This is a genomic window from Flavobacterium restrictum (genome assembly GCF_007097245.1).
GTDB lineage: Bacteria > Bacteroidota > Bacteroidia > Flavobacteriales > Flavobacteriaceae > Flavobacterium > Flavobacterium restrictum.
Window position 1 is genome coordinate 23,132 of the sequence record NZ_VJZT01000007.1, and the last position, 24,493, is coordinate 47,624.

Annotated in this window: 17 protein-coding genes; 8 read left to right on the top strand and 9 right to left on the bottom strand. The window is 35.5% G+C overall.

Going from position 1 to position 24,493, the window contains the following annotated elements:
* Nucleotides 1-25 precede the first annotated feature (25 nt).
* From FNW21_RS08180 to pruA, 6 genes are all read left to right on the top strand, one after another.
* Nucleotides 26-1,339 (top strand): AAA family ATPase, encoded by a 1,314-nt coding sequence (locus tag FNW21_RS08180; RefSeq protein WP_144256250.1) that lies wholly within the window; start codon nucleotides 26-28, stop codon nucleotides 1,337-1,339.
* Complete coding sequence (locus tag FNW21_RS08185) at nucleotides 1,329-1,796, top strand: hypothetical protein (protein ID WP_144256251.1); 468 nt, start codon at nucleotides 1,329-1,331, stop codon at nucleotides 1,794-1,796. The genes FNW21_RS08180 and FNW21_RS08185 overlap by 11 nt, the downstream gene beginning before the upstream one ends.
* Nucleotides 1,797-2,573: a class I SAM-dependent methyltransferase gene (locus FNW21_RS08190; protein ID WP_144256252.1), complete on the top strand. Its 777-nt coding sequence runs from the start codon at nucleotides 1,797-1,799 to the stop codon at nucleotides 2,571-2,573.
* 64 nt (nucleotides 2,574-2,637) lie between these two features.
* Nucleotides 2,638-3,891, top strand: coding sequence for a type IX secretion system plug protein (locus FNW21_RS08195; RefSeq protein WP_144256253.1), 1,254 nt, complete (start codon nucleotides 2,638-2,640; stop codon nucleotides 3,889-3,891).
* 79 nt (nucleotides 3,892-3,970) lie between these two features.
* On the top strand, nucleotides 3,971-4,357 hold the full coding sequence (gene apaG, locus FNW21_RS08200) for a Co2+/Mg2+ efflux protein ApaG (protein WP_144256254.1): 387 nt from the start codon (nucleotides 3,971-3,973) through the stop codon (nucleotides 4,355-4,357).
* A gap of 296 nt (nucleotides 4,358-4,653) precedes the next feature.
* A complete protein-coding gene (pruA, locus tag FNW21_RS08205; protein WP_144256255.1) occupies nucleotides 4,654-6,282 on the top strand; it encodes an L-glutamate gamma-semialdehyde dehydrogenase in 1,629 nt (542 codons plus the stop codon).
* A gap of 96 nt (nucleotides 6,283-6,378) precedes the next feature.
* Here the strand turns inward: pruA and rlmF are convergent, their stop codons facing one another.
* The 3 genes from rlmF to FNW21_RS08220 all read right to left on the bottom strand — a co-directional run bounded on the left by rlmF (nucleotide 6,379) and on the right by FNW21_RS08220 (nucleotide 12,951).
* Complete coding sequence (rlmF, locus tag FNW21_RS08210; protein ID WP_144256379.1) at nucleotides 6,379-7,326, bottom strand: 23S rRNA (adenine(1618)-N(6))-methyltransferase RlmF; 948 nt, start codon at nucleotides 7,324-7,326, stop codon at nucleotides 6,379-6,381.
* Between the two features lie 209 nt (nucleotides 7,327-7,535).
* Nucleotides 7,536-8,198, bottom strand: a complete 663-nt coding sequence (locus tag FNW21_RS08215) for a thiamine diphosphokinase (protein WP_144256256.1) — start codon at nucleotides 8,196-8,198, stop codon at nucleotides 7,536-7,538.
* A 148-nt stretch (nucleotides 8,199-8,346) separates the two neighbouring features.
* Nucleotides 8,347-12,951: a LamG-like jellyroll fold domain-containing protein gene (locus FNW21_RS08220; RefSeq protein WP_144256257.1), complete on the bottom strand. Its 4,605-nt coding sequence runs from the start codon at nucleotides 12,949-12,951 to the stop codon at nucleotides 8,347-8,349.
* A gap of 413 nt (nucleotides 12,952-13,364) precedes the next feature.
* On the opposite strand from FNW21_RS08220, the gene FNW21_RS08225 reads away from it, so the two are divergent.
* The gene (locus FNW21_RS08225) at nucleotides 13,365-14,039 is read left to right on the top strand and encodes a TonB-dependent receptor plug domain-containing protein (RefSeq protein ID WP_144256258.1); all 675 of its coding nucleotides are present in this window, start codon (nucleotides 13,365-13,367) and stop codon (nucleotides 14,037-14,039) included.
* Between the two features lie 163 nt (nucleotides 14,040-14,202).
* Nucleotides 14,203-16,794 carry a PA14 domain-containing protein gene (locus tag FNW21_RS08230; RefSeq protein ID WP_144256259.1) on the top strand — a complete coding sequence of 864 codons (2,592 nt, stop codon included), beginning with the start codon at nucleotides 14,203-14,205 and terminating at the stop codon, nucleotides 16,792-16,794.
* 153 nt (nucleotides 16,795-16,947) lie between these two features.
* Here FNW21_RS08230 and FNW21_RS08235 read toward each other — a convergent pair whose 3' ends face one another.
* From FNW21_RS08235 to FNW21_RS08260, 6 genes are all read right to left on the bottom strand, one after another.
* A complete protein-coding gene (locus FNW21_RS08235) occupies nucleotides 16,948-17,814 on the bottom strand; it encodes a CPBP family intramembrane glutamic endopeptidase (protein ID WP_144256260.1) in 867 nt (288 codons plus the stop codon).
* Nucleotides 17,815-17,848: 34 nt separating this feature from the next.
* The gene (locus FNW21_RS08240) at nucleotides 17,849-18,673 is read right to left on the bottom strand and encodes a DUF4249 domain-containing protein (RefSeq protein WP_144256261.1); all 825 of its coding nucleotides are present in this window, start codon (nucleotides 18,671-18,673) and stop codon (nucleotides 17,849-17,851) included.
* 11 nt (nucleotides 18,674-18,684) lie between these two features.
* The gene (locus FNW21_RS08245) at nucleotides 18,685-21,096 is read right to left on the bottom strand and encodes a TonB-dependent receptor (RefSeq protein ID WP_144256262.1); all 2,412 of its coding nucleotides are present in this window, start codon (nucleotides 21,094-21,096) and stop codon (nucleotides 18,685-18,687) included.
* A gap of 39 nt (nucleotides 21,097-21,135) precedes the next feature.
* Nucleotides 21,136-22,563: a C1 family peptidase gene (locus FNW21_RS08250; RefSeq protein WP_144256263.1), complete on the bottom strand. Its 1,428-nt coding sequence runs from the start codon at nucleotides 22,561-22,563 to the stop codon at nucleotides 21,136-21,138.
* A 127-nt stretch (nucleotides 22,564-22,690) separates the two neighbouring features.
* Nucleotides 22,691-23,386, bottom strand: a complete 696-nt coding sequence (locus tag FNW21_RS08255; protein ID WP_144256264.1) for a LytR/AlgR family response regulator transcription factor — start codon at nucleotides 23,384-23,386, stop codon at nucleotides 22,691-22,693.
* Nucleotides 23,379-24,446, bottom strand: a complete 1,068-nt coding sequence (locus FNW21_RS08260) for a sensor histidine kinase (RefSeq protein ID WP_144256265.1) — start codon at nucleotides 24,444-24,446, stop codon at nucleotides 23,379-23,381. Before FNW21_RS08260 ends, FNW21_RS08255 begins: the two co-directional genes overlap by 8 nt.
* Nucleotides 24,447-24,493: the final 47 nt, after the last annotated feature.

The window sequence follows — 24,493 nt, forward strand, 5'->3', positions numbered from 1 at the left end:
ACTACTTTTATAAAAAAATAGTACAATGAGACTAAAACTTCAAAATATTGGAATTATTGAAGAAGCCGATATTAATGTTGATGGAATTACTTTAATTGCAGGTCAAAACGATTCTGGAAAAAGTACTGTTGGAAAGGTTTTGTATGCTTTGGTTAGAGGTGTTAATATTGACGAAGAAAGCTTCAATGCCTCTAAATACGATTTCATAGTTGAACGTATAAGAGACCTTCGGATTTTATTAACAAGGATAAAACCATTAGATAAAGAAGAAGAAGAAATTCAAAAATCAATTCTTAATGACATTTTAGAATCCGAAAATTCAATTTTTGACAAATATCGCATACGTTTTAGGTCAAACAATGTTTCAATAGATCAAAATGAATTAATTTTAGAATTAGATAGAATTAATAGATTAATTAATTCATTTTCGGATGAAATTACAAAAAATAGGCTTTCGAATATCACCGAAGAAATAATAAATCGCATTTCTATTTCATTTGATTCAATTGAAGTCAAACATTTTGAAATTGAAACGTATTTTAAAGATGGGTTTGGAAATCAAATTCAAAACCAATTCAACTCAAATGATTCTTTTGTTTCTGCAGAAGGCTTTTCTAATCAAAAAATAACATTTAACGAGAAAACATCTTTTGAAGGTTTTGATTCAATATCTGACTTTTATTATCAAGACGTTGTTTTTATCGAATCTCCGATGAAACTTCAAGAAAGGTTTTTTGGCTCTTTTGGAAGTAATTTAATGAGAGATAAAAATATTTATTTAAACAGTAAAATTTTCCAAGAAGAAAAAGAGGTTGATATTTTTTCAGACAACACCGAGAAGTTTAAGCGTTTTCAAGAGAATATTTTTGAAATACTCAAAGGAAAATTCGATTTTAATAAAAGAGGGGAATTAATCTACAAAAAAAATGATGTTGCATTTGATTTTAGAAATGTTGCAACTGGTATAAAAAGCTTTGGAATATTACAATTGTTAATTCAAAAAGGTGTACTGAATCAAAACACATTATTAATATTAGACGAGCCAGAAGTCCATTTACACCCAACTTGGCAAGTAAAATTTGCAGAGATTTTAGTTTTATTATCTAAAGAGTTTGCTATTCCTATTATTTTAACTTCTCATAGTCCTTATTTTATTGAAGCTTTAGAAGCTTATACTAAAAAATATAAGTACGAAAGTTCAACAAATTTTTATTTTGCAAAGAAAAATGAAGATGGGTTGTCTTCTAAAATAATTGATGTCACTGAAGATATTATGCCTATTTTAAATTCTATTTCTGAAGCTTTTTATACAATTCAAGACTTGAACGATGAGGATTAATGAAATTGAACAGCTTTTTGAAAAAACTGTTTCTAAAATAAAACTAAAAGAAGCCTCGATAGATTCCGCAAATTCTACGTCTCTCATTGATTCAGAAGAATTAGTGTTTAATTATGATAGTTTAAAAGGCGCTATAAAATCATCCGACACCATTTTTTTTAAAGAAAATAAAATTATATTCGTTGAATTTAAAAATGGAAATATTAAACTAATTGATTTTCGTTTAAAAGCAACAGAAGGATTGATGACTTTCATTAAACATCTTAAAAAAGAAGACCAATCTCTGAACATTTGTTTTCCAAATAATTTTTTAGAAATTCATTATGTCTATAATGACGCTAGAACTCCTTCTACAAAGCTAGAAGAATTTAATAAAATAATAAGACTACTAGAAAAAGAATATTTAGGCACTTATTCAAAGTTAAAATTAGTCAAAGCATCCGATTTTAAAATATAAATGAAAAAACTCTTCAAAGTCATCCTCAATACCATACCACGCCCAATCCTAATAAGATTAAGTTACGTGGCGCGACCTATTATCGCTTTTACCTTAAAAGGAGACAAATTTACGGATCCTATTGATGGCAAAAGCTTCAAGTCGATGTTGCCGTATGGCTACGAAACGCAACGCAATAATGTACTTTCGCCAAGTACACTTTCGCTGGAAAGACACCGTTTGCTTTGGCTATATTTAAACGATGAAACCGACTTTTTTTCGTCCAAAGAAAAAAAGAAAGTCTTGCATTTTGCGCCCGAACAAGCTTTTTATAAATTGTTTCGCCAGCAAAAAAACCTCGATTACACCACCACCGATTTGTTTTCGCCCTTGGCCGATGTCAAAGCGGATATTTGTAATTTGCCTTTTCAGGACAATCAATACGATGTGATTTTGTGCAACCACGTTTTGGAACACATTCCAGACGACACGAAAGCGATGCAGGAATTATATCGGGTTTTAAAACCAGGCGGAATGGCGATTCTTCAAATTCCACAAGACTTGAAACGCGACGTAACTTTTGCTGACGATACCATCACAGATCAAAAAGAGCGTGCCAAAATTTTTGGGCAATACGATCACGTGCGCATTTACGGTCGAGATTATTTTGATAAATTGCGAAGCATCGGTTTTACAGTAGTTGAAGAGGATTATACTCAAAAAATAGCACCCCAATTAGTCGACAAATACTGCTTGGCCAAAGGCGAAATTATCCCGGTTTGTTTTAAATCGTATTAATCAAAGTTCTAGCAATATACTGGATTCAAAATCGTTACATTTACAATTCAAGAAATACAGCCTTATGAACAAATCGGTTTTATGCATTTTTTTTATCGTATTTAAAGTAGTAACTCTTTGGGCTCAAGTCGAGAACGAAGTGGTTCCGCCCTACAACATCAAAACAATTTCGTTTACTCAAAACACAGCGAATTTAATCCCGATATTCAAACTAGGAGAATCCTTTGCCCTAGATTTTGATGATTTATTTGGCAATGAAGCCAATTATTATTACGAAATCGTACATTGTGATTACAATTGGATTCCTTCGGATATTGCTAAAAACGAGTATATGCAAGGATTTGATGGGCAACGAATTCAGGATTATACCAATTCCTTCAATACCTTGCAACTGTATTCGCATTATAAAGTGGCCATTCCAAACCAATTTACGCAACTAAAAATTAGTGGCAATTACATGCTCAAAATTTTAAATGAGGATAAAGAAGTCGTTTTTTCTAGAAAATTCATTCTTTATGAAGACCTGGTAACCCTTTCGATAGCAGTAAAAAGAGCGCGAACAATAGCCAATATTGAGACCAAACAAAATTTAGATTTTACCATAAAATCCAATACCATTACGTTTCAAAATCCGTCAAAAAACATAAAAGTGCTTTTGCTTCAAAACGGACAAGTAAACAATCCTATAAAAAACGTTGCGCCACAATATACCATTGGCAATGATTTGATTTATAAATACGACACCGAAACCCAATTTTGGGCTGGCAACGAGTATTTGTATTTTGAAAACAAGGACATTCGTGCCGCTAACAATAACGTTTCGCACGTGGATACCAACAGCGCCATTTACAGCACCTACTTATATACCAGTGATGCCAGAGCTAATTTTCCATATAACTTCACGCAAGATGTCAATGGGAATTTTGTAGTCAAGAACATTAATGCAACCAACAATGCCGTCGAAGCTGATTATGCTTGGGTTTACTTTAGCCTATCAGCACCCACCTTCCGATTGAATAAAGACATTTATGTAGGCGGCATGTTCAACAATTACAACCAAACACCAGAATACAAAATGGAGTACAATACCAAAAAAGCGGTGTACGAAAAAGCAATTCTAATCAAACAAGGATTTACAAATTTCCAGTATTCAATAGCAGATTCCAAAGGTGTTCTCGACCCCGAAAATGCCATAAACGGTAATTTTTATCAAACCGAAAACGACTATACCATTCTGGTCTATTATCGAGAAAACACGGATCGGTATGATCGCGTAATTGGCAAGGGAGTAGCCAATTCTGTAAATATCACCAACTAAAAAAACATTTTAAAAAATGACAAAACAAAATCATTTTTTTGTAAATTTGTCATTATTAAGCATATAATTTCTTTTTGCAATGGTTTCACAAATCACAAGAGGCATAAAAATTTCAGTTCTAACCAGTTTTGAAGGTACCTACTTCAAAAACTACAAGATTCATTTTGCCTTTAGTTATGAAATAACAATCGAAAATCAAAGCAAAGATTCCGTGCAATTGACCTCACGTCACTGGGAAATAATCGACTCTTTAAATGATGTAGAAATCGTTGATGGCGAAGGAATAATAGGTAAAAAACCCGTTCTAAAACCAGGCGAATTTCACACCTACAGCTCTGGTTGCCTGCTATCGTCGCCTTATGGCGCTATGAAAGGACATTTTAATATGATCAATTTCACCAGCACCAAAACATTCAAAGTGATCGTTCCTACCTTCAAACTTTGCGCCCCTTTTGCGTTAAACTAAACGCGTAACTTTTATTTTTAGGAGCTATTTCCAGCTATCCACTACAAGTCCTCCCTCAAAAAACTATTTTTCTATGCCCTAAAAGGAGCTTCCTTTGGTCGCTCTTTTAGAACAAGAAAAATTAGTTTTTTTCAGTCCGGGCTTTCCATTACTATCTGGGCTGGGTCATACAATCACCATTATTTTACCAATAGTTTATACTAACAAATACCAATTTTTAAAACAATCATTCGTACTTTTGTGAAATAGTACAAAACACATTCACAACGAACGCTTACTCTTTTAAATTTATCAATATGCTAAAAGGATTTTTTAATGTACCCAAAGCCGTAAACGAACCTGTAAAAGGTTACGCACCCAATTCCCCCGAAAAAGCAGCAGTTCAAGCCGCTTACAAAACCATGTGGAATACTCAAATCGATGTGCCATTGTATATTGGTAGCGAAGAAATTAGAACTGGAAATACTAGAAATATGACCGCTCCTCATGACCACCAACACGTTGTAGGAACCTATCATCTAGCCGAAAAAAGCCATGTCGAAAAAGCCATTGCCAATGCTCTTGAATCCAGAACGGCATGGGCAAATATGGCTTGGGAACAACGTGCCGCTATTTTCTTGAAAGCAGCCGAGTTAATTGCTGGGCCTTACAGAGCTAGAATAAATGCCGCAACAATGATTGCGCAGTCCAAAAACATACACCAAGCCGAAATTGACGCCTCTTGCGAATTGATAGACTTTTTGCGTTTCAATGTGCAGTTCATGACACAAATCTATAGCGATCAACCTGCATCGACCTCGGACATGTGGAATCGGTTAGAATACCGTCCGCTCGAGGGTTTTGTTTATGCCATTACGCCTTTTAACTTTACCGCCATCGCCGCTAATCTTCCTGCAAGTGCCGCCATGATGGGGAATGTAGTGATTTGGAAACCAAGTGATAGTCAAGTTTTTTCTGCAAAAATAATTATCGATGTTTTTAAAGAAGCTGGTGTTCCAGATGGCGTGATCAACGTAGTTTTTGGCGATGCCTTAATGATTACCGATACTGTTTTGGCAAGTCGTGATTTTGCTGGAATCCATTTTACAGGTTCAACACATGTGTTCAAGGACATTTGGGCCAAAATTGGAATGAACATTCATCATTACAAAACCTATCCAAGAATTGTTGGTGAAACGGGTGGAAAGGATTTTATTATTGCGCATCCAAGTGCCAATGCGAAACAAGTGGCCACAGGAATCGTTCGTGGTGCATTCGAATTTCAAGGTCAAAAATGTTCGGCTGCTTCCAGAGCTTATGTACCGCAAAGTTTGTGGTCAGCGGTAAAAGAACAATTGATTGCCGATACTAAATCAATGAAAATGGGATCTCCAGAAGATTTTAGCAATTTTATAACAGCCGTTATTCATGAAGGATCTTTTGATAAACTGGCATGTTTTATAGATCAAGCCAAAAAAGATGCTGATGCCGAAATCATCGTTGGCGGAAACTATGATAAATCCATAGGTTACTTTATAGAACCAACCATAATCGTAACCACAAATCCTAATTACACCACCATGGCAACCGAATTGTTTGGGCCAGTAATGACTATTTTTGTCTACGAAGATGCCAATTGGATGGAAACATTACAATTGGTAGACACCACTTCGGAATATGCTTTGACAGGAGCCGTTTTCAGTCAAGATCGCTATGCTATTGAGCAAGCGACAACGGCTTTGCAAAATGCTGCTGGTAATTTTTATATCAATGATAAACCAACTGGTGCCGTTGTAGGTATGCAACCTTTTGGTGGCGCAAGAGCTTCTGGAACCAATGATAAAGCAGGATCAGCATTGAATTTGTTGCGTTGGGCTTCGCCAAGAACCATCAAAGAAACTTTTGTAACTCCAGAGGATTATAGATATCCTTTTTTGGGAGAATAGATTCTATTTTAAATGTAAAACCCCACAAGAATTCAAGCAACTTGAAATCGTGTGGGGTTATTTTTTAGATTAAAAAGAAAAACTTTAAAAAAAATACTATTCAAACTTCCAGTTCTTCTGTTGTGTTTCTGACAAAAAAGTCCAAGCTACTATTCGGCTTGTTTTTTGGCCTTGTGCCATATCAATGGTTTTTATGGTAGCGGCATTTACTTTGTTTAGGGTTTTGTAAAGGCTGGTCAAATGCGATTGTTTAGAGACCAAAGTGGTAAACCACAAGCATTGCATGGGATATTTAGCACTTTCAAAAATCATTTGCGTGATGAAACCCAACTCGCCACCTTCGCACCATAATTCGGCATTTTGACCTCCAAAATTCAGAACTGGTTTAGTAGTTCTAGTGTTTTCAAGGTTGTTTACTTTGCGAATCGATGATTTTGTGGCTTCTTCCTTGGAGTTATGAAAGGGAGGATTGCAAATGGTAAAGGTAAATTTGTCTTCGGGAGTGATGATGTTTTTGAAAATAAAACGTGATTCCACTTGAAGTTGCAAACTAATAGACTCGATTAATTGTGGGTTATTAGCAATTATTTTTTTGCAATTTTGAATCGCTTTTTCGTCAATATCTGTGCCTACAAAACTCCAATCATAGACTGAATTTCCCAGAATTGGATAAATACAATTGGCACCAACGCCAATGTCTAATCCTTGAACTGCTTCGCCTATAGGGATGATTCCATTGTTTGTCAAGGCCAACAAGTCAGCGATGTAATGAATATAATCGACTCTTCCAGGAATGGGTGGGCAGAGGTAATTGGTAGGAATGTCCCAATTTTGAATGTCGTAATTGGCGATTAGCAAGGCTTTATTTAGGGCTATTACGGCTTCGGGATTGCTGAAATCTATGGATTCGATTTGGTGTTCGTTGATGAAAACAAAAGGGACTAATTCAGGAAATAGGATTCCTAATTGTTCAAAATCGTAACCAAAACGGTGTTGGTTTCGAGGATGTAAATTTGTTTTTTCGGGACTTTTAGTACTTTTCATTTTCTTAATTTCGGTGCAAAGATAAGCAATAGAATCTTGTAAATCCCTAGTACTTAATAGGGCATTCGATTTTAAGGAAGGTTTGTGCACATTTACTTCGCTTATAGATTGGGATTTGGTCACGAATTTGGGAATAAATAGGCGTACTTGCGTATGGTAATGCTTTTTTTAGAGTTCTTTTTCAGTTCTTTTTTGAACTAAACATCCCTTTAATCCATACATTCCATGAGTAATAAATCGCCGTCAATGTGTGTTATAGTTACGATTCCATCGTGCAAAACGGCATTGCTGCTGCCCGTTCTATACCCCATAGTTAGGGTGTCGTTTTGTAGGGGATAAACCAAATTATCCGAGTCAATTCCGTTGACTACCCCAATAGGGATTAAGGAGATAGGCGTTTCTGCGGTGTACCATTTTTCGAATTTGTTAGGTAATAAGAAAATTTTCGAATGGTCATCCAGAATGACAATTTGGATTAAATTGCGATAGCGTACAATGTTAGTCAAATTGGTAATGGTGTGATCGGCTCTTTTGCCAGTAGCCCAAACAATATTTACGGCAGGAATTTTTCGAGCAATTAAGTAATCTAATGCTTTTTCTAAATCGGTTTTGTTTTGGTCTGGGGTGTGTACAATTTCTAGCGGATATTGTGTGGTTTGGTACTGCTCTGGGTCAAAGCCTCGGTCAAAATCACCCAATAAAACATCGACTTTTATGTCAAGTTGCATCACTCGTTCCATAGCCGAATCCAAAACGATGACCAGCGGTGACCACTCCAGTAATTGCCCTAAAAGCTCGGGATTGCAGGAAGCACCGTTGGCAATAATTAGTGCGGGTTCTTGATCGTCGCGAACAATGTGGTGTGAGGACATAGGAATTTTAGAATTTTTGATTTATAATTTCAGCCATTTGGTAAAGGTATGTAAAATCAAAGTATTTTGAACTTAGCCCAAAAAAAACCATCCATTGCAATAAAGCTTTTAATGGATGGTTATTTCTAGTATAAAAAAAGGAATAGTATTATTTTACAATTATTTTTTTGCTCATCAATCCTTTTGAGGTTTTTATTTTGGCAATATAAACACCTGCAGGTATTCCTTTAATTGGGATTTTGATGTTTTGTTGGTCTTGGTCGGCTACTTTCCAATTGTTTATGGATTGTCCCAAGATATTGAATAAAACTACTTTTTCGACAACCAAATCGGTTAGGCTATTCGAGATGTTTAAGCTGGCATTTTTTTGTTCGAAATAAATACGAATGTCTTTGTTTGTTGTGTCTATAACGCCTAAAGATTTATCGGTAAATCGTAGGGCAAATCGGGTGTCATCTTGACCTGTTACTAGTGTTGTTTGGTAGGTTTCAGTTCGGATGTCGTGGTAACTTTGGTCTGCATCATCATAAATAAAAATGGGTTGATTGACATCAAAATTTTCTAGCGCATCGATTCTAAAACTGACCATTCCATCCGCATCCGCTTTGACACCAATAGGATAGGAAAGTGCACTGTCAAAAGCGCCTTCGCCCTCAATGACTAATTGTTCTTCGCCATTTAGCAAATACATATCGTTTGGAAATTCATCTAAACAATAGGAATCGTATCCATAATCGATTTGGCTCGTTGCTTTTTCGGGAACAAAACCTAAAACCACTTGGCGATGGTAGCCATCGTTGGAATTGTATCCCAACCGAATGATTTGGTTGGTATTTTCGGGGATAGTTATTGGTAAGATTTTGGTGGTTGAAGTTGATTTGAACATTGCATTCGAATTGGACGCATCAGTTTCCTTAAAAAAAGCACGTTGGCTGTTGTTAAAAACTATTGTTCCTCCGCCAGTTGTTTTTCCGTACACAAAAAAACCTTGCCCTACGGGTATGTATTTTTGTGGGATTCTGGTACTTAATCCCAAGCCACTGATAGAAGTCGGAGAAACAGGCGCTATTCCTGCCAAAAGATTCCGAACAGCATAACCGCCCTGATAGTCTTTTACAACATGGGTAGTGTTAGTGGTATAATGTTCCCAAAAATAGAGCGTGCCTTCTATACCTAAATCATCAGTAGTACTTAAAATTAAATTGTCCGAAATAAACTTATTAGAGTCCAAAGCCGATGGGTAGGGATTACCAGTTAGAAATAGCTCATCGGTACCCGCTTTATTGAGTACATTATTGATGGTGCCGTTGTTAGGTTTGCCAACAAAAGTAAAGTTACTAGCTGCGCCACTTCCTTTCATAGTAAAACCTTGACCTACACGTAAGGCGTCTGTTTCTAAAATGCGAACCCAATTGGCATAATCATCGGCTTTGCTTTCAAATTTATAAAGCCAATAGCGCGCAATACTTACGGGAGTTGCAGCATTACCTGCAACGCCATCATATCCTGATATAAACGAAATGTTTCTTGGGGTACTATTGAAACCATCTTTCATCACTCCCAAAATGGTGTAATTAGTATTGTTTGCCGTTGTATTGATGGGGCTCACGGGTGAACTCCAGTAATTGTAATTGTATTTACTGGTTTGTCCTTGTTGGTCTCTTTCGATATAGCCAGTACTTGCTATGTCAAGGTCGCTAGTACTGTTTTGAACTAATTGCGATTTGCTTTGTAAATCTAATTTTCCATCTAGTCGCAACAACCAGGTATTGGTCAAGCCGCTATCGTTGTTGACGGTTAAACTTTTGTTGGCATCAATAATTAAACCCAAATCAGTTCTGTCTACAGTTGTAGTTACGTTGTGTTTGACATTTACAATAGTGCTATACGTATTGATATCAGTACCTTGAATGTCTCTAGTTGCATCAGTAACCACTGTGGCTAGATCACCATCGGCAGTGGTTATAAATGGTAGTGGCGCTTCCTGAACTTTGATTACTTTATGGTTGTAGATTTTGGTTCCTGTTAGATCAATTGCTGTGGTTGAGAGGTCATCAATAATATCATCTTTGTAGGCATCCATACGGTAATAACGCACCATATTGGTATAAGTTAATGTACTAGTAGATGTGGTCAAATCTTGACCTATTTCTTTAAAAGTTAATGATGTTCCTTTAAGTTTGGTACTAATAGGATCCATTTCTTGATAAATCATTCGTTGCACTTGGTCATCGGTTAGGGAGGTGTTAAATACGCGCACCTCATCTATTTTACCTTTGAAATAGTTAGTTCCAGCCGCTACAATCGAGCCAGGATCTCTACCAATAGTGAGTGTGGTGGTGTTGCCTGTTATGGTTCCGGTTAATGTTGCAGGTGTGGCTACTTTAGTTCCATTCAAGTACAAGTTTAGATTGGCACCATCGTACACTGCAGCCACATGATACCATCGCTTTTTGTCTAACACTATTGTAGAGGTAAGCGTTTTATTCCCTCCGGATGTTTTGATGAATACTTCTAATTTCTGTGCACTAGTAACCCGCAACTGAAAATTATCTTGCCCAACAATGCATCCCGTTGTACTAAAAGCGGTATTCAAATCAATCCAAGCCATTAGTGACGCTTTTGGAAGATTATCTAAAATCGCAACTGGATCTTTGGCATAATCATTTCGACCATCAAAGTCCAAGTAAAGTTTTTGGTTTAGATTTCTTGGCGAACCAACAACGGCGGTATTGGTATCAAAGGCATCTCGAATACCATCTTTATCAACATCGGTACTGCCATTAATAATTCCATCTTTTACCGCATCCGTGTCAAGCGCGGCATAGAGTGTTTTTGAAATGTCAAAATTGACTCCATCTGATTTTACATCAAGATAATCTGGAATACCATCATTGTCAGAATCCAATAAATAGGTAGCCGAAGGGAAAGTAGCATTGGCAATACCTTGACTGGAATTTCCAAAAGCAATATTAAAATCTGCTACAGATATTGTAGTTGTTGCTCCTGCTTTAGTCCCATAATCGTATAAGTCTAATATCCCATCACCATAGCCCTCGACTACACCGTCACCATTTATATCTTTACTTCTAAACACTTCCGATTCAGGTCCATCACCGCGACCGTCACCTGTTATGTCTCCGTCACCATTTATAAAACCAGTAACCGCATTGGTATTTCCAGCACCCGATTCATCCACATCAAAAACCGTATCATTGTCACTATCTAAATCTATATAATTAGGTATTCCGTCTCCATCTGAATCCAAAGGAGTTGGTCTTGTGGCTAGTGCATTATCGTCTAGACCATCACCATTTGTATCTACCCAAAGTGTTGGGAATGTGGAAGATATTGAAGTTGCAGTTCTATCAATTACTCCTTTTCCGTTGCTTCGGTTTCCTAATCCTGCTTCTACCACGTCAGGAATACCATCATTATCAGTGTCTAGGTCAAATAAATCGGCTACGCCATCATAATCTAAATCACATAATTGTTGCGAAATTTGTATGTCGTCAAGCGCCAAGTCATTTCCTGTACCTCCTGTATTGTTGTTTATAAAAACAACTTTAAAAGCATTTACAGGTAAATTTAAATTAGCAGTAAATTGCTTCCAGTCGCCAGTTGTTGGTGAAGCTGCACAAGGAGCTATATCGCCTGTTGTTATGGGTGGGGTCAATAATACGTCATTTAAATCTCTAAACTCCACTTTTATATTTGGGCGTTTTCGAGTAGCTATACCTGGGGCATCTGCTCTATCTAGGTTGAGCACCCAAAAACTATAGGTAATAGGAATTCCTGGTAAAGCACCTGTTATTTGTGCGGTATAAAAAATCCCTGCTGTATTCGAGGCGTTAAATAATGCCATCCGCCCATTTGCAGCTGTGGGAGTAGTGTGATCTGTTCCAGTATACCAATATTGACTCGCCCATGACGCTATTTGCGCACTTGTACCTACGGTGTATTTACCATCATTTAAATCTGTTGAGTTAGGACTACCTTCACAAACACTTGCTGTGCTGGCATCCTGATAACAATAGGTGGTGGTAGCACTATACGTTGTATTAATTGTTGTTCGACCTCCGTTACCAAAGGTTTCGTTCAAAAATTTGTAATTGGCTTTGTTGGCACTAATGGATTCGCAATTGGTCTCTTCGGTTACGTCTTTTATTCCGTCGTTATCATCATCAATGTCCACGTTATCATAAATACCATCGCCATCGCTATCATAAAACGTTTGTATACCAGTACCTTGAATTTTAAAATCATACGTACCCTCGTTACTATCATCATTGTTGATTGTGATTGTCGTGGATTTTAGACCAACGGTTGTTGGGTTAAAAGTAACTACTAGATTGAAACTAGCACCAGCATTTATGTTGAAAGGGAATGAAGTAGTTGGAAAAGTAAAATCTGATCCTGGTACGGTAATACCAGTTATAGCTAATGTACCAGTGCCAGTATTTTGAATAACAAAAGTTTTAATAATAGTACCCGAACTTATCTCAAGTGAGCCGAAGTCTGTGTTGTCAGCAACGCTCAAAATGGTATAGTTATCTGGTATAGTAATGCCATTGCTTTGTACGTTAATTTCTTGCCCAGCAACAAGTACTTTTTTATTTGTGGTGCTGTTAAGGATATTACTTATTTTTTTTGAAACAATTAATTCCTTGGGAGTATTAGAAAAGCTATTTGCGCAAGAAAAAATTAATAATGTTACTAAAATGTACTTTTTAAAGGTGTATTTTTTTTTCATATTTCTTTCACTTTTTTTCAATAGAATATTAAAATCAATTCGGGTAACTAAAACTAATTTTGATATTTTTTGCTACAATTTTTTGGGCTAAAGTGTATATCAAATTGGTGTTTTTTAGCCTTTATTATTATGATTTATCTGTAATTATAGCATCAATCATTCAAAACTAATTATAATAAATTAGGATACCCTTGATTTTTTTTTATACTCGATAAAGGGTATCTTTTATAAGTTGTACTGCATGTTTGATGTTTTGATTTTAGACTATCAAAGTATTTTTTTTTCTTTTCTTTTTAAATTTGAGTTGTTGCTATTCTATTTGCAAACAAGCTATTATGAAGTAATTCACGGTTAGTAATTGCAATTAGTATTCTATTTTTTTATATATTTGATAGAATTTTTTTAAAAAAACTATGAAAACCACCTCTATTTTTGCTTCTCTACTATTGCTCGTATTCAGTTTTGGTTATGCACAAACCAAATTAACAGGTAAAGTTGTTACTGCGGGTAACGAACCTGTTGCCAAAGCCAAAGTCTATCTTGACTCCACCTACACTAAGGTAACGACCAACAAAAAGGGTGATTTTGAGATTATGGTTCCGGATAACGTAACTGTAATAAACATTTATTCCGAAAAACAGGGCTTGTTATCTGGTAAGTACAACAAAGAAGCGGTGATGAATTTTATGTTTTTGGAAACTAAAGACGGGGTACCAGCAAAAAACAAAAATGGCGAAGTTGCCTTGCGCTATTCAGCCGAAAAAAAGCAATACGAAGTGAATACTGCCAATAAATTAAGTACTAATGGCGATAATAATGCTGTGGTGTATCGTGATATTTATGAATTGCTAAGAGGTCGTTTGCCAGGCGTTTCGGTATCAAGAGACAATAAAATTACGATACGTGGGGTGAGTTCGATACGTAATATTTCGGAACCATTATTTGTAGTGGATGGCATGATTTCATCAAGTATTGATTATATAGTGCCTGCTAATGTAAAGACGGTTAGCGTACTAAAGGATGGGGATGCCTCGATTTATGGTTCCCAAGCTTCCAGTGGTGTAATTCTTATAACAACCAAAAAATAACATGAAAACGGGAATTATTTAACGACGCTATTTTTTTTATGCATCCAACTTTATTAAGGGCAACTAATTCAATTTGATTGGTTTTAAGTTTAAAAAAGTTGTTTCAAGCCCTATTCATTAGTCAAATTACCTTTTCATACAAAAAACAGAATAAAACCTTCTTATGAAGAAAATTTCATTACTTATTTGCACTATATTCTTTTGCAACGCAGTTGTTGCTCAGGTGAATGTGCTTTCCAATCATAATAATCTCAAGCGTACTGGATGGAATGATAGCGAAACTATTTTGACGACACAAAATGTTACTCCAGAAACGTTTACAAAGCTATTTGCAAAACCGGTTGACGATCAAATTTATACACAACCCTTAATTATAAGTAACGTTAGTATTGGGGGCAAACTAAAAACTATCGTTTTGGTAGCAACTGTTAATAATTCTGTTTACGCCTTTGATGCGGATACAGGAACCGACACCTTTTGGCAAACCAATCTTACTCCCCAAGGTTCTCGTCCAGTAAAAAATACGGACATGACTGGCGCTTGTGGGGGCAATTATAAAGATTTTAGTGGTAATATGGGCATTGTAGGTACTCCTGCAGTTGACCCCGTTACAAATACCCTGTATGTAGTAGCGCGAAGTGTCACCGCGGGCAATACCTACCAACAGTATTTACATGCTCTCGATTTGACCACTGGAGCCGAGAAACCCAATAGCCCCATATTTATAACCGCTACTGTCACTGGAACGGGAGATGGGAGTGTAAATGGTAAAATCACCTTCAATCAGCAAACTCAAAATCAACGACCAGGACTTTTGCTGTATAACGGCATCGTTTACATTTGCTGGGCATCGCATTGCGATTGGGGACCATATCATGGTTGGATGATGGGATATGATGCTTCAACTTTGCAACAAAAGTATGTGTATAATGCCACTCCATCAGGCTATAATGCAGGTATTTGGATGAGTGGGCAGCCGCCTTCGGTAGATGAAAACGGCTTTTTTTACATCGCAACTGGAAACGGAAGCGTAGGAACTGCAGGAAATCTCAATAATCCAATAAATAGAGGCGAAAGTTTGGTCAAATTGAATGCCCAACTTCAAGTGCAAGATTTTTTTACGCCAAACAATTATCAAGAATTAGAAGATGCCGATTTGGATTATGGTTCGGATGGGGTTTTGCTTATTCCGGATACGCATTTGTCGCTTTCGGGAAGTAAACAAGGATTTATTTATTTGATTGACAATAATGCAATGGGAGGCATGAATGTAAACAATACTAACGTTTTGCAAAAATGGGACATTAGCGCAGTACCCAATACGAACAATAGACATTTGCACGGCTCTCCAGTTTATTATAAAAATAATTCAGGACAAGAATACGTATATGCTTGGGCAGAAAATAGTTATTTAAAACAAGTCCCTTTCAATCGAGCTACTTTGCGTTTTGATGTTGCCAATGAAACGAAAGGGATCATTTCCTTGCCAAGCGGTATGCCGGGCGCCATGCTTTCCGTAAGTTCCAATGCCAATCAAGCGGGAACTGGAATTCTTTGGGCATCGCATCCGTTTAATGGAGATGCGAATCATGATGTTGTGAGCGGAATTTTGAGAGCTTTTGATGCTAATGATGTTACCAAAGAAATCTGGAATAGCAGCATGAATGCTGGAGATGCAATAGGAAAATTTGCCAAATTTGTTCCTCCTACCATTGCCAATGGCAAAGTGTATATGGCTACTTTCTCGAATCAATTGGTCGTTTATGGATTAGGAACACCTACCAAAAGAAATCCCGACAATCCTGTTGCTACCCTTGACGGACTTCGTTATGAATACTATACGGGTAGTTATGATTATTTGCCCAACTTTAATGCTTTGACTCCCTTAAAAAGGGGTTCAATAGCAAATTTCACATTAAGTCCAGCAACCACTGCTAGTAATTATGCTTTTCGATACAAAGGATATATCGACATTCCTACGGATGGATATTATACATTTTATACCAATTCCGATGACGGTAGCCGACTTTATATTGGCGACAATTTAGTTGTTGATAATGACGGTTTGCATGCTACAGTAGAAAATTATGGATCAATAGGTTTGAAAAAAGGCAAACACGCCATTACCGAATTGTTTTTTCAAAAAGGAGGGGAGGCAGTCTTGCAAACTAGCTACTCTGGCCCAGGAATTGCAAAACAATTCATACCCAATTCGGTTTTGTTTCGGGATGTTTATATTCCTACTGTTAACATTACTTCTCCAGTAGCCAATTCGGTTTTGGGTTCTAATGTAACTATAACAACAAGTATTATAGATAGTGATGCGGTAGTTTTCAAAGTTGAATTTTATGCTGAAAACATTTTGTTAGGAACGGATAGTAGTGCCCCATTTCAATATGATTGGTTGGGTATTGCCAATGGTTCACATACCATTACAGCCATTGTTTATGATACTTTTGGGAGACAAAGTACTTCTTCATCAGTACTTTTTACGACCAATAGTCTTGGCATTGTAGACCAAGAATTAAACAAAGGAATCATAGTAATAAATCCTGTGGATCGTATATTGCATTTGATTTCGGATAGTAATTTATCGGAAGCTACCATTCGGATTTATGATATCCAAGGTAGATTTAGGAGTATTTTCAAAAAAGAAGGTAATGATATTGATGTGAGTAATTTGACTGCAGGAATTTACATAGTACAGGTTCAAATAAATGGTGCTAAATATGTAACAAAATTTATTAAAAAGTAAAAAAGGGACTGCCTATTTCACATGTATTGCAAATTAACAAACCCTTAAACAATTGCTGTTTAGGGGTTTTTTTTTGTGATTTTTTTTACTAAAATTGATTTTTTGATTTAAAATTGAAACTAACAGTGTTGGGAATCAAATTTGGAGACTTGTTTATTTGGTATCCTTTTTCCAATAGGGTTTTACCATTTTATCGGCACTTAATTTTAGCAAAACTATTGAAGCCAATACGCAAAAAATAATCGCTTGAATTGTTCCTTCGGGGCCAAATTCGCCTCCTGTAATGAATTGATTTCCAGTAATTTTAGTCGTAAGTAAACTAGCTGTTTTTTCGTTACCCGATGTTATAGCACCAAAAATACCGGATTGCATAAAATTCCAAGCAAAATGAATGGCAATCGGGAACCACAAATTTCTAGCATATATATAAGCCGCACCCATTAAAAATCCTGCTTCTATACCAACACATAATCCTGAAAGTAACGTGCTATTTGGATTGGCTACATGCAATGCTCCAAAAATAATTGCAGTAATTAATAAAGAAATGTAGCTTCCTAATTTTTCTTCCACTATTCGAAAAATAATCCCTCTAATCAAAATTTCTTCAAAAATAGCAACCGAAAAGGCTATCGTGAACGGAATAATTATTGATGCTATAGGATTGACAGTAACGATTTCGAAACCATTACTCGCAATAATCACGAGTATAGTAAGGCTTTGTAATAACACTCCTATCCCAGTTCCCATAAGGATATTTTTGACTATTCCTTTGCTTGAAAACTCGGTTATGGCTCTTTTTTCATATTTTTTTAAAAAATAAATGTAGGTAAGAATGACCGCTGTTGACGAGATGATGCCTTTTGTGAGGTTTCTGAAATTTTTATCTAATGAAGTGAAATCAAGTAATTTTCCAGTGATTTGTTGTGCCAAAATAAAGGCAATAAAACATACTAAAAGACCTAGTAGGATTCTGGTTAACGGTGCATTTAAAATTCGTTGTTTGGTGGTAATTGTTTTCATAAGTTTTAAAATAAGAGGATTATTAATAATTGTTTTATTGAATGGTATAATTTCGGGTATCAGCTTGGCTCAATGTGAAATAACCCAGTGGATAATTGTTAAAATTCGTTTGGTTTTTTATGTTTCCTCTCACTGTAGCTGGTGGGGTCTGAAACGGACCTCCGCCAGAACTTCCTGCCACACCCAATAGAATACTCATGTAATTATAATACCCTTTTGAAATTCCGTGATGGGTAATTTCGACTGTTTGTCCTGGTGCTGTATCCTCTTCGAGTACCAAACTAAAAAATTCATTGCCTTGAAAAAATTGATCATCATCTACTGAATATTCTGGTTTTAGGTTTTTAGAGAATTTGTATTTATAAAGATAGTAATTATCAGCATCTGCCGGATCATTGAAAAAAGCTTTTAATTTTAGGAAGTCGGTTCCTAAACCACTTTGCTTTTCTTGCGTTACCGAAGTTATTGCAGCGACTGATTTTAAGGTTTCTTTAGCTGTGTAATTTTGTCCGTTATTGATAACCGTTAAGGTGTAAGTTTCATCAATTTTTGGAACAAAATTGCTACATAAATAAATTCCAGTATTGGGTGTTTCCACAAAATTGAAAACTATATTGGAACTATTTTTTATAAAAACCGTTGCGCCAGAAACTACTGGAATTGTATTGGTATAAAAATCAGTGGTGGTTGATAGTTTTATGGTTTGATTGTTTCCAGTTGTTCCTTTTTGCCAAATTAAGGAAGCATCAATGACTAATCTAGGATTATCAGTATTTAAAGGAATGTTAACTACATCCTCACAGCTGTTAAAAAAGACAGCCAAAAGCATTACGATTATTAAATTTATTTTATTTTTCATCTTTTTATATATTAAAATTTGAAGTTATAGCTTACCGAAGGAACCATTCCGAAAATGGAGGTTCTCAAGGCTTCATTATTTCCAGTGTCAGCATTTTGTTTGAAATTTATGGAAGCGGCATTCTTACGATTGTACACATTATAAATACTGAATACCCATTCTGATTTCCAACTTCTATTGTCATTTTTATGAGGCGTTAGCGTTGCTGAAATGTCTAAATGATGATAAACTGGCAGTCTGTTTTCGTTTCTTAATCCATAACTAGGGACCAGAATGTCCTGATAGGTATATTGACCGTTTGGATAGGTTACCGGCTGACCCGATTGTAGCATGAAATTGGCTCCAAAATTCCATTTTTTATTTAAATTATAGGAACTTGTAACGGCAAGATTGTGTAATTTATCATAAGCGGAATTGTACCATTGTCCATTGTTAATTCCAATTTCGGAACTATTTCTTCCAAGAGTTTGCTGTTCTGATTTAGATAAAGTATAAGAAATCCAGCCTGTTAATTTACCTTCGTTTTTGCGTAACATCAGTTCCAAACCATACGAACGCATTTGACCGTTGAGTACCACTTGTTCAATAGCTTCGTTGGCAACTAAATCAGCACCATCTATATAGTCCATTCTGTTTTGGATTTTTTTATAGAAAGTTTCCGCTTCAAAGGAATATTTTTCATCGCTAAAATTTTTGAAATATCCCAAAGCCACTTGATCTGCAATTTGCGGTTTGATATAATTGTCACTAGGCATCCAAACATCCAATGGAGTAGGAGATGAAGTATTAGAAACCAGTTGTAAATACTGCACCATTCTATTATAACTCGCTTTTACAGATTGATTTTTATCCAATTCATAAGCCACAGAAAAACGAGGCTCCAAGTAATTATAGCTTTGAATCACTTTGTTTTTATCATAAAATTGGGTTCCAATTGGCGTTGCTTTTTGATAAGTTTGTGTGTCTTGATTAAAAGTTACGGGGTCGTTATTGGCATAAAGATTTACATTGGATTGACCCAATCTATAAAACATACTGTATCGTAAACCATAGGAAAGCGAAGTCTTTTTTGAAATTTCTTGTTCGGCTGCGACATATAGTGCAGGTTCAAAAGCGTATTTTTTATCCAATTGTTTAAAATTTATTCCAGAATTTGAACTAGTTGGTGATATCGTTCCGGGATTGAAATCGTAATAAATACTATTGACACCAAAATTTAATTTGAATTTGTCTGTAATGTAATTTTTGAAATCGTATTTTACAGTGTAGTTTTTTATGCCCGAATCCCATTTGAAATCAGCTAAATCCAAACCCAATCCAAAGTAATAATCACTGTAAATTAGCGATAAATTTGAAAATAATTTGTCAGTATACAAATGATTCCAACGCAAGTTTAAGATAGAATTTCCGTACGTATTTGTAAAACTTTTGTCCAAACTAAAGACGTCACGACCAAAGTAACCAGACAAGAACAAATTATTGTTTGGATTTAATTTATAAGACAATTTGGTATTCAAATCATAGAAATAAGCGGCATTGTTTTTTTGCTCTTCGGAGAGTTTTAAAAATAAATGCGCATACGAAGCACGTCCGCCAATAAGGAACGAACCTTTGTCTTTTACAATTGGTCCTTCGGCTAATAATCGGCTAGAAATTAATCCGATGCCACCATTCATGTGAAAACCAGAACTGTTACCATCTTTTTGATACATATCTAAAACCGATGAAGCTCTCCCACCAAATCTCGCTGGGATTCCTCCTTTGTACAATTTCAAATCCTTTATCGCATCAGGATTAAAAACCGAAAAGAAACCAAAAACATGCGAAGAATTAAAAATTGTTGCTTCGTCCAAAAGGATTAAGTTTTGGTCAGCACCACCGCCACGAACATTGAAACCAGAAGCTCCTTCGCCAGCATTGGTAACTCCGGGCAAAAGCAAAAGCGATTTGAGAATATCAACCTCTCCAAGAACAACAGGCATCTTTTTTATAGTAGCAATAGAAAGTTTATTGATGCTCATTTCCGCTTTTCTGATGTTGGTTGCTTTTCGTTCGTTTGTAACAACTACCTCTTGTAATTGCTCTTCACTACCGAAAAGTTGAAAGTTTGTTTTGGTATTCTTGTTGAGGTTAACGCTAGCAGTAAGCGTTTGAAAACTCACAAAACTCAATTCCACTTCGTAGTTGCCTTTTGGAATTGTAATAGAATAAAAGCCATATTCATTGGTGGTTGTTCCTGTTTTTAATTCAGGAAAATACACATTTACACCAATTATGGTTTCGTTGCTTTTGGCATCGGTGATTGTTCCACTTAAAGTGAATTTTTGCCTCGCCAGTTGTTTAGCACTCTTGTCTTGCGAAAACACATTGCTAAAAAAAAGTAGCAGTGTTGTAGTTAGGAAAAGAATTAATTTTGCATTCATTTTTTTATTTTTTAAAGGGTTTTTAAATTGACAAAAGCATTATAGATTTTTGCCTACTTTCTTGTTTATTGCTTTAGAAATGGCGTTTTTATTAACTAGTACCGAAATTGTTTTTAAGAGCAAATAGTCTTTAGACATATACAAATACCCGCCACAATCATTGTTGTCAGAGGAGTTTTTTAGAATATAATAAGGTTTCCCTTTTTCGTCTTCTGCTATTCCAATAATGTGCATGTTATGTACATCTTCGGTAGTGCGATTGTCGAATGCTGCTTGTCTAATTTGTTGAGTAATGATTTTAGGATTGTCCAATACTGCGAAACCATTTTTAAATCCTTCATAAATATCACCATCCCAACAAACCGAATAATTGTGTAGTAAAGCGTTGTCAATCACCGATGTGAAATCGTCTATTGGCAGATTCAAATACTGATTGTTGTTCCAGTTTGCTTCAATTTCTAAAGTAAACTTCGAATAAAAAGAATGATGCGTATAAGAAGTAATTTCTACGTAATCATTAGGATTAATTCCAATCATTTCATTTGCGAATGACTTTGGAGTATATGTCTTTCCATCATAAATAAAAATATTTGGAACTTTGCCTAAAGTTTGGTTTAGGATTTCATCAACTTGATTTCGGTAGATTTCGGTAGTTAAATCACCGTGGGAATTCACATAAAATTTCACCTTTTCTAATAAGGCTTTATTCATTTCTGCATGATCGTGTCTGTTATCAGAATCCAATTTTCCGGAATACACACTTTCTGGAATGGCACCAAATTCTTTATAAGCTTTCAAAACACTAAAAGTCAAATCGCCTTCGGTAAAAGCACTGGCTCCATTTCGGCGGATATAATTTTCGGCTTTGTTGATGTAAGTTGGTCTGACGAAAAACATTGGCGAAAGCACCACCGGTTTTTTACCCAATCTCATCGCTTCAGTTTCTATAAAAGAAGTGGTAGCGAAACTCCAACAATCACCAGTGGCTTGCTGGTCTTTGATGGGTGTGCTTTCTATTAATTTTATGATTTTAAAGCCTGCAATTTTTGGATTTGAATTTGTTTTTAGTTGAAATATATAATTGGTTCGGCTTAATTTTAAAGGTGTATTACCGCCCCACATTCCGTTAATGATAGAATCTCCGGGCATTATTTTTCCTTTAAAAATTAAAGGAGCGGTCTCTGCCCATCCCAACGATTTTCTGGCATCGGCAAAAACGCTATCGTTGATTATCCATACTTTATCAAGGGAAACATCTTTTACTCTTTTATCAGGAAAATCCATTTTTCCTTTGATAGAATTGTTTTTCCATTCCAATTTAAAAAGTACTAATTCTGATGTAGATAAGTCTTTGGTAATGGTTCTCCCCATCCAAGAACCTACTAATAGGTTTTGGGTTTTAGGTTGCGCTTGCATTAAAAATCCAATAAACAATAGGATAATTAGAACTGTATTTTTTGTTTTCATAATTGTTCTTATGTATAATTTTATACAAAAGTCCAAGAATAAAACAAGGGCTACAATTTTACTATGCGAAGTAGGGTAGGTTGTCTGCAAACTAGTGTTTTAAGTCTGCAAAATTTTTGTTGAAAAGCTATATTCTATTGTTTATTATCTTAAAAAACAACTCTTTATAGGTTTCGGAAATTGGGATTATCTGATTCGAAACTTTAATTCTCATCCGTTCAATAGAATCTATTTTGTTAATTCCAACCATATAGGATTTATGCACTCTACAAACCAAATTCGAAGGGATAATTTGTTCCAATTCGCTAAAGTTTTGTAGCGTCATAATCCTTTTATTTGCGGTGTGAATTCGACGATAATCCCGCATTCCTTCTATAAATAATATGTCACTCACATTTATTTTCTCTAGCCGATTTTCGGTCTTTACAAAAATAAAATCTAATGGTACATTCGGAGGATTTTGGTTGCTATTTTCTTGTGCTTTGTTTACCGCTTTTAAGAATCTATCGAATGTAAAGGGTTTTAATAAATAGTCGGTGACATTGAGTTCGTAGCCTTTTATAGCATATTCTTGATAGGCTGTGGTTATGATAACCTGACTGTCAATTTTAGAACTTTCCAGCAATTCTATTCCAGACAATTCATCCATATTAATGTCTAAAAAAAGTAAATCGACTTTATTAGCTTTTAAATAAGCCAACCCATCAAGTGCATTTTCAAACGTGCCACACAAATTCAAAAAAGGAATTTTACTAACAAAACTCTTGGTTCTTTCTAGCGCCAAGGGTTCGTCTTCGATTATAATACAAGAATATTTATCCATTTTTGATTGTTAATTTTACACTGTACAAGTTAATTTGTTTGTCAATTTCTAATTGATGTTGCTCCGGATAGATCAAATGTAATCGTTTTTGTATAAGACCATTACCTAAACCATTGCTTTCTTGAATCACTTTTCGATTGGAATCGAACTTGTTTTTACATACAAATAGGATGTTTCCTTTGTTAATAAAGAGCTGAACCGTAATCGCATTGTCAATTTTTTTGTTGGTGCTGTGCTTGAAAGCATTTTCAATAAAGGGAATAAAAACCATTGGCGCAATAGATATGTTGGCTGGATTGCCTATTACTTCAAAGCTAACATAGTTTACATTTGCCGTTCTAATTTTTTGTAATTCGATGTATTTCTCTATGTATTCAATCTCTTTTTTAAGTAAAATTTCATCTGTTTTCGTTTCGTAAAGCATAAATCGCAAAATATCAGAAAGCTTGTTTAAATAATTGGATGCTTCGGTTGCGTCTTTTAAAATCAATACATCGATGTTATTGAGCGTATTAAATAAAAAATGAGGATCCAACTGGGATTTTATCAATGCCATTTCGGTCTCGTGATTTTTTTGTTTCAGCTCTTCTTTTAATTTTATTTCGTTAAACCAAGTGATAAAACCTTTAATAATTAATGCCGCTAAACCAGCTATTGAAGCGATAAAACTCATAAACAGTATGGTTCTTACAGCAGTAGATCTTCCGTTTATACCACCTTTATCCATGTCAATCAATTGCCCCGATTCAATTAAATATCGCATCAGAATATAGGCTATTGTCGAAGCAAGAATTGAAAGTAATACCCCAAAAATAAAAGAAAAGAAAAACTTTTTTTGTTGGAGGTATTTTGGAAAAACGATAAAATAGCAACCATAAAATGTTAGGAATGAAGGCAAAAATGCAAACAAAAATAGCGATTTGAAGGCATTCAAAACTCTAGCAGTTTGATCAATTGCAGGATTACTGCTTCTGTAAAAAATTGCTAATAGGATCCCTATTAATAGCAAATAGCACAGCCAAAAACCAATATGCAACAAAATAACGATTGATTTTTTCATAACTTCAAATTTAGGGATTTAGAAAGACAAAATTCGAAGATTTTACA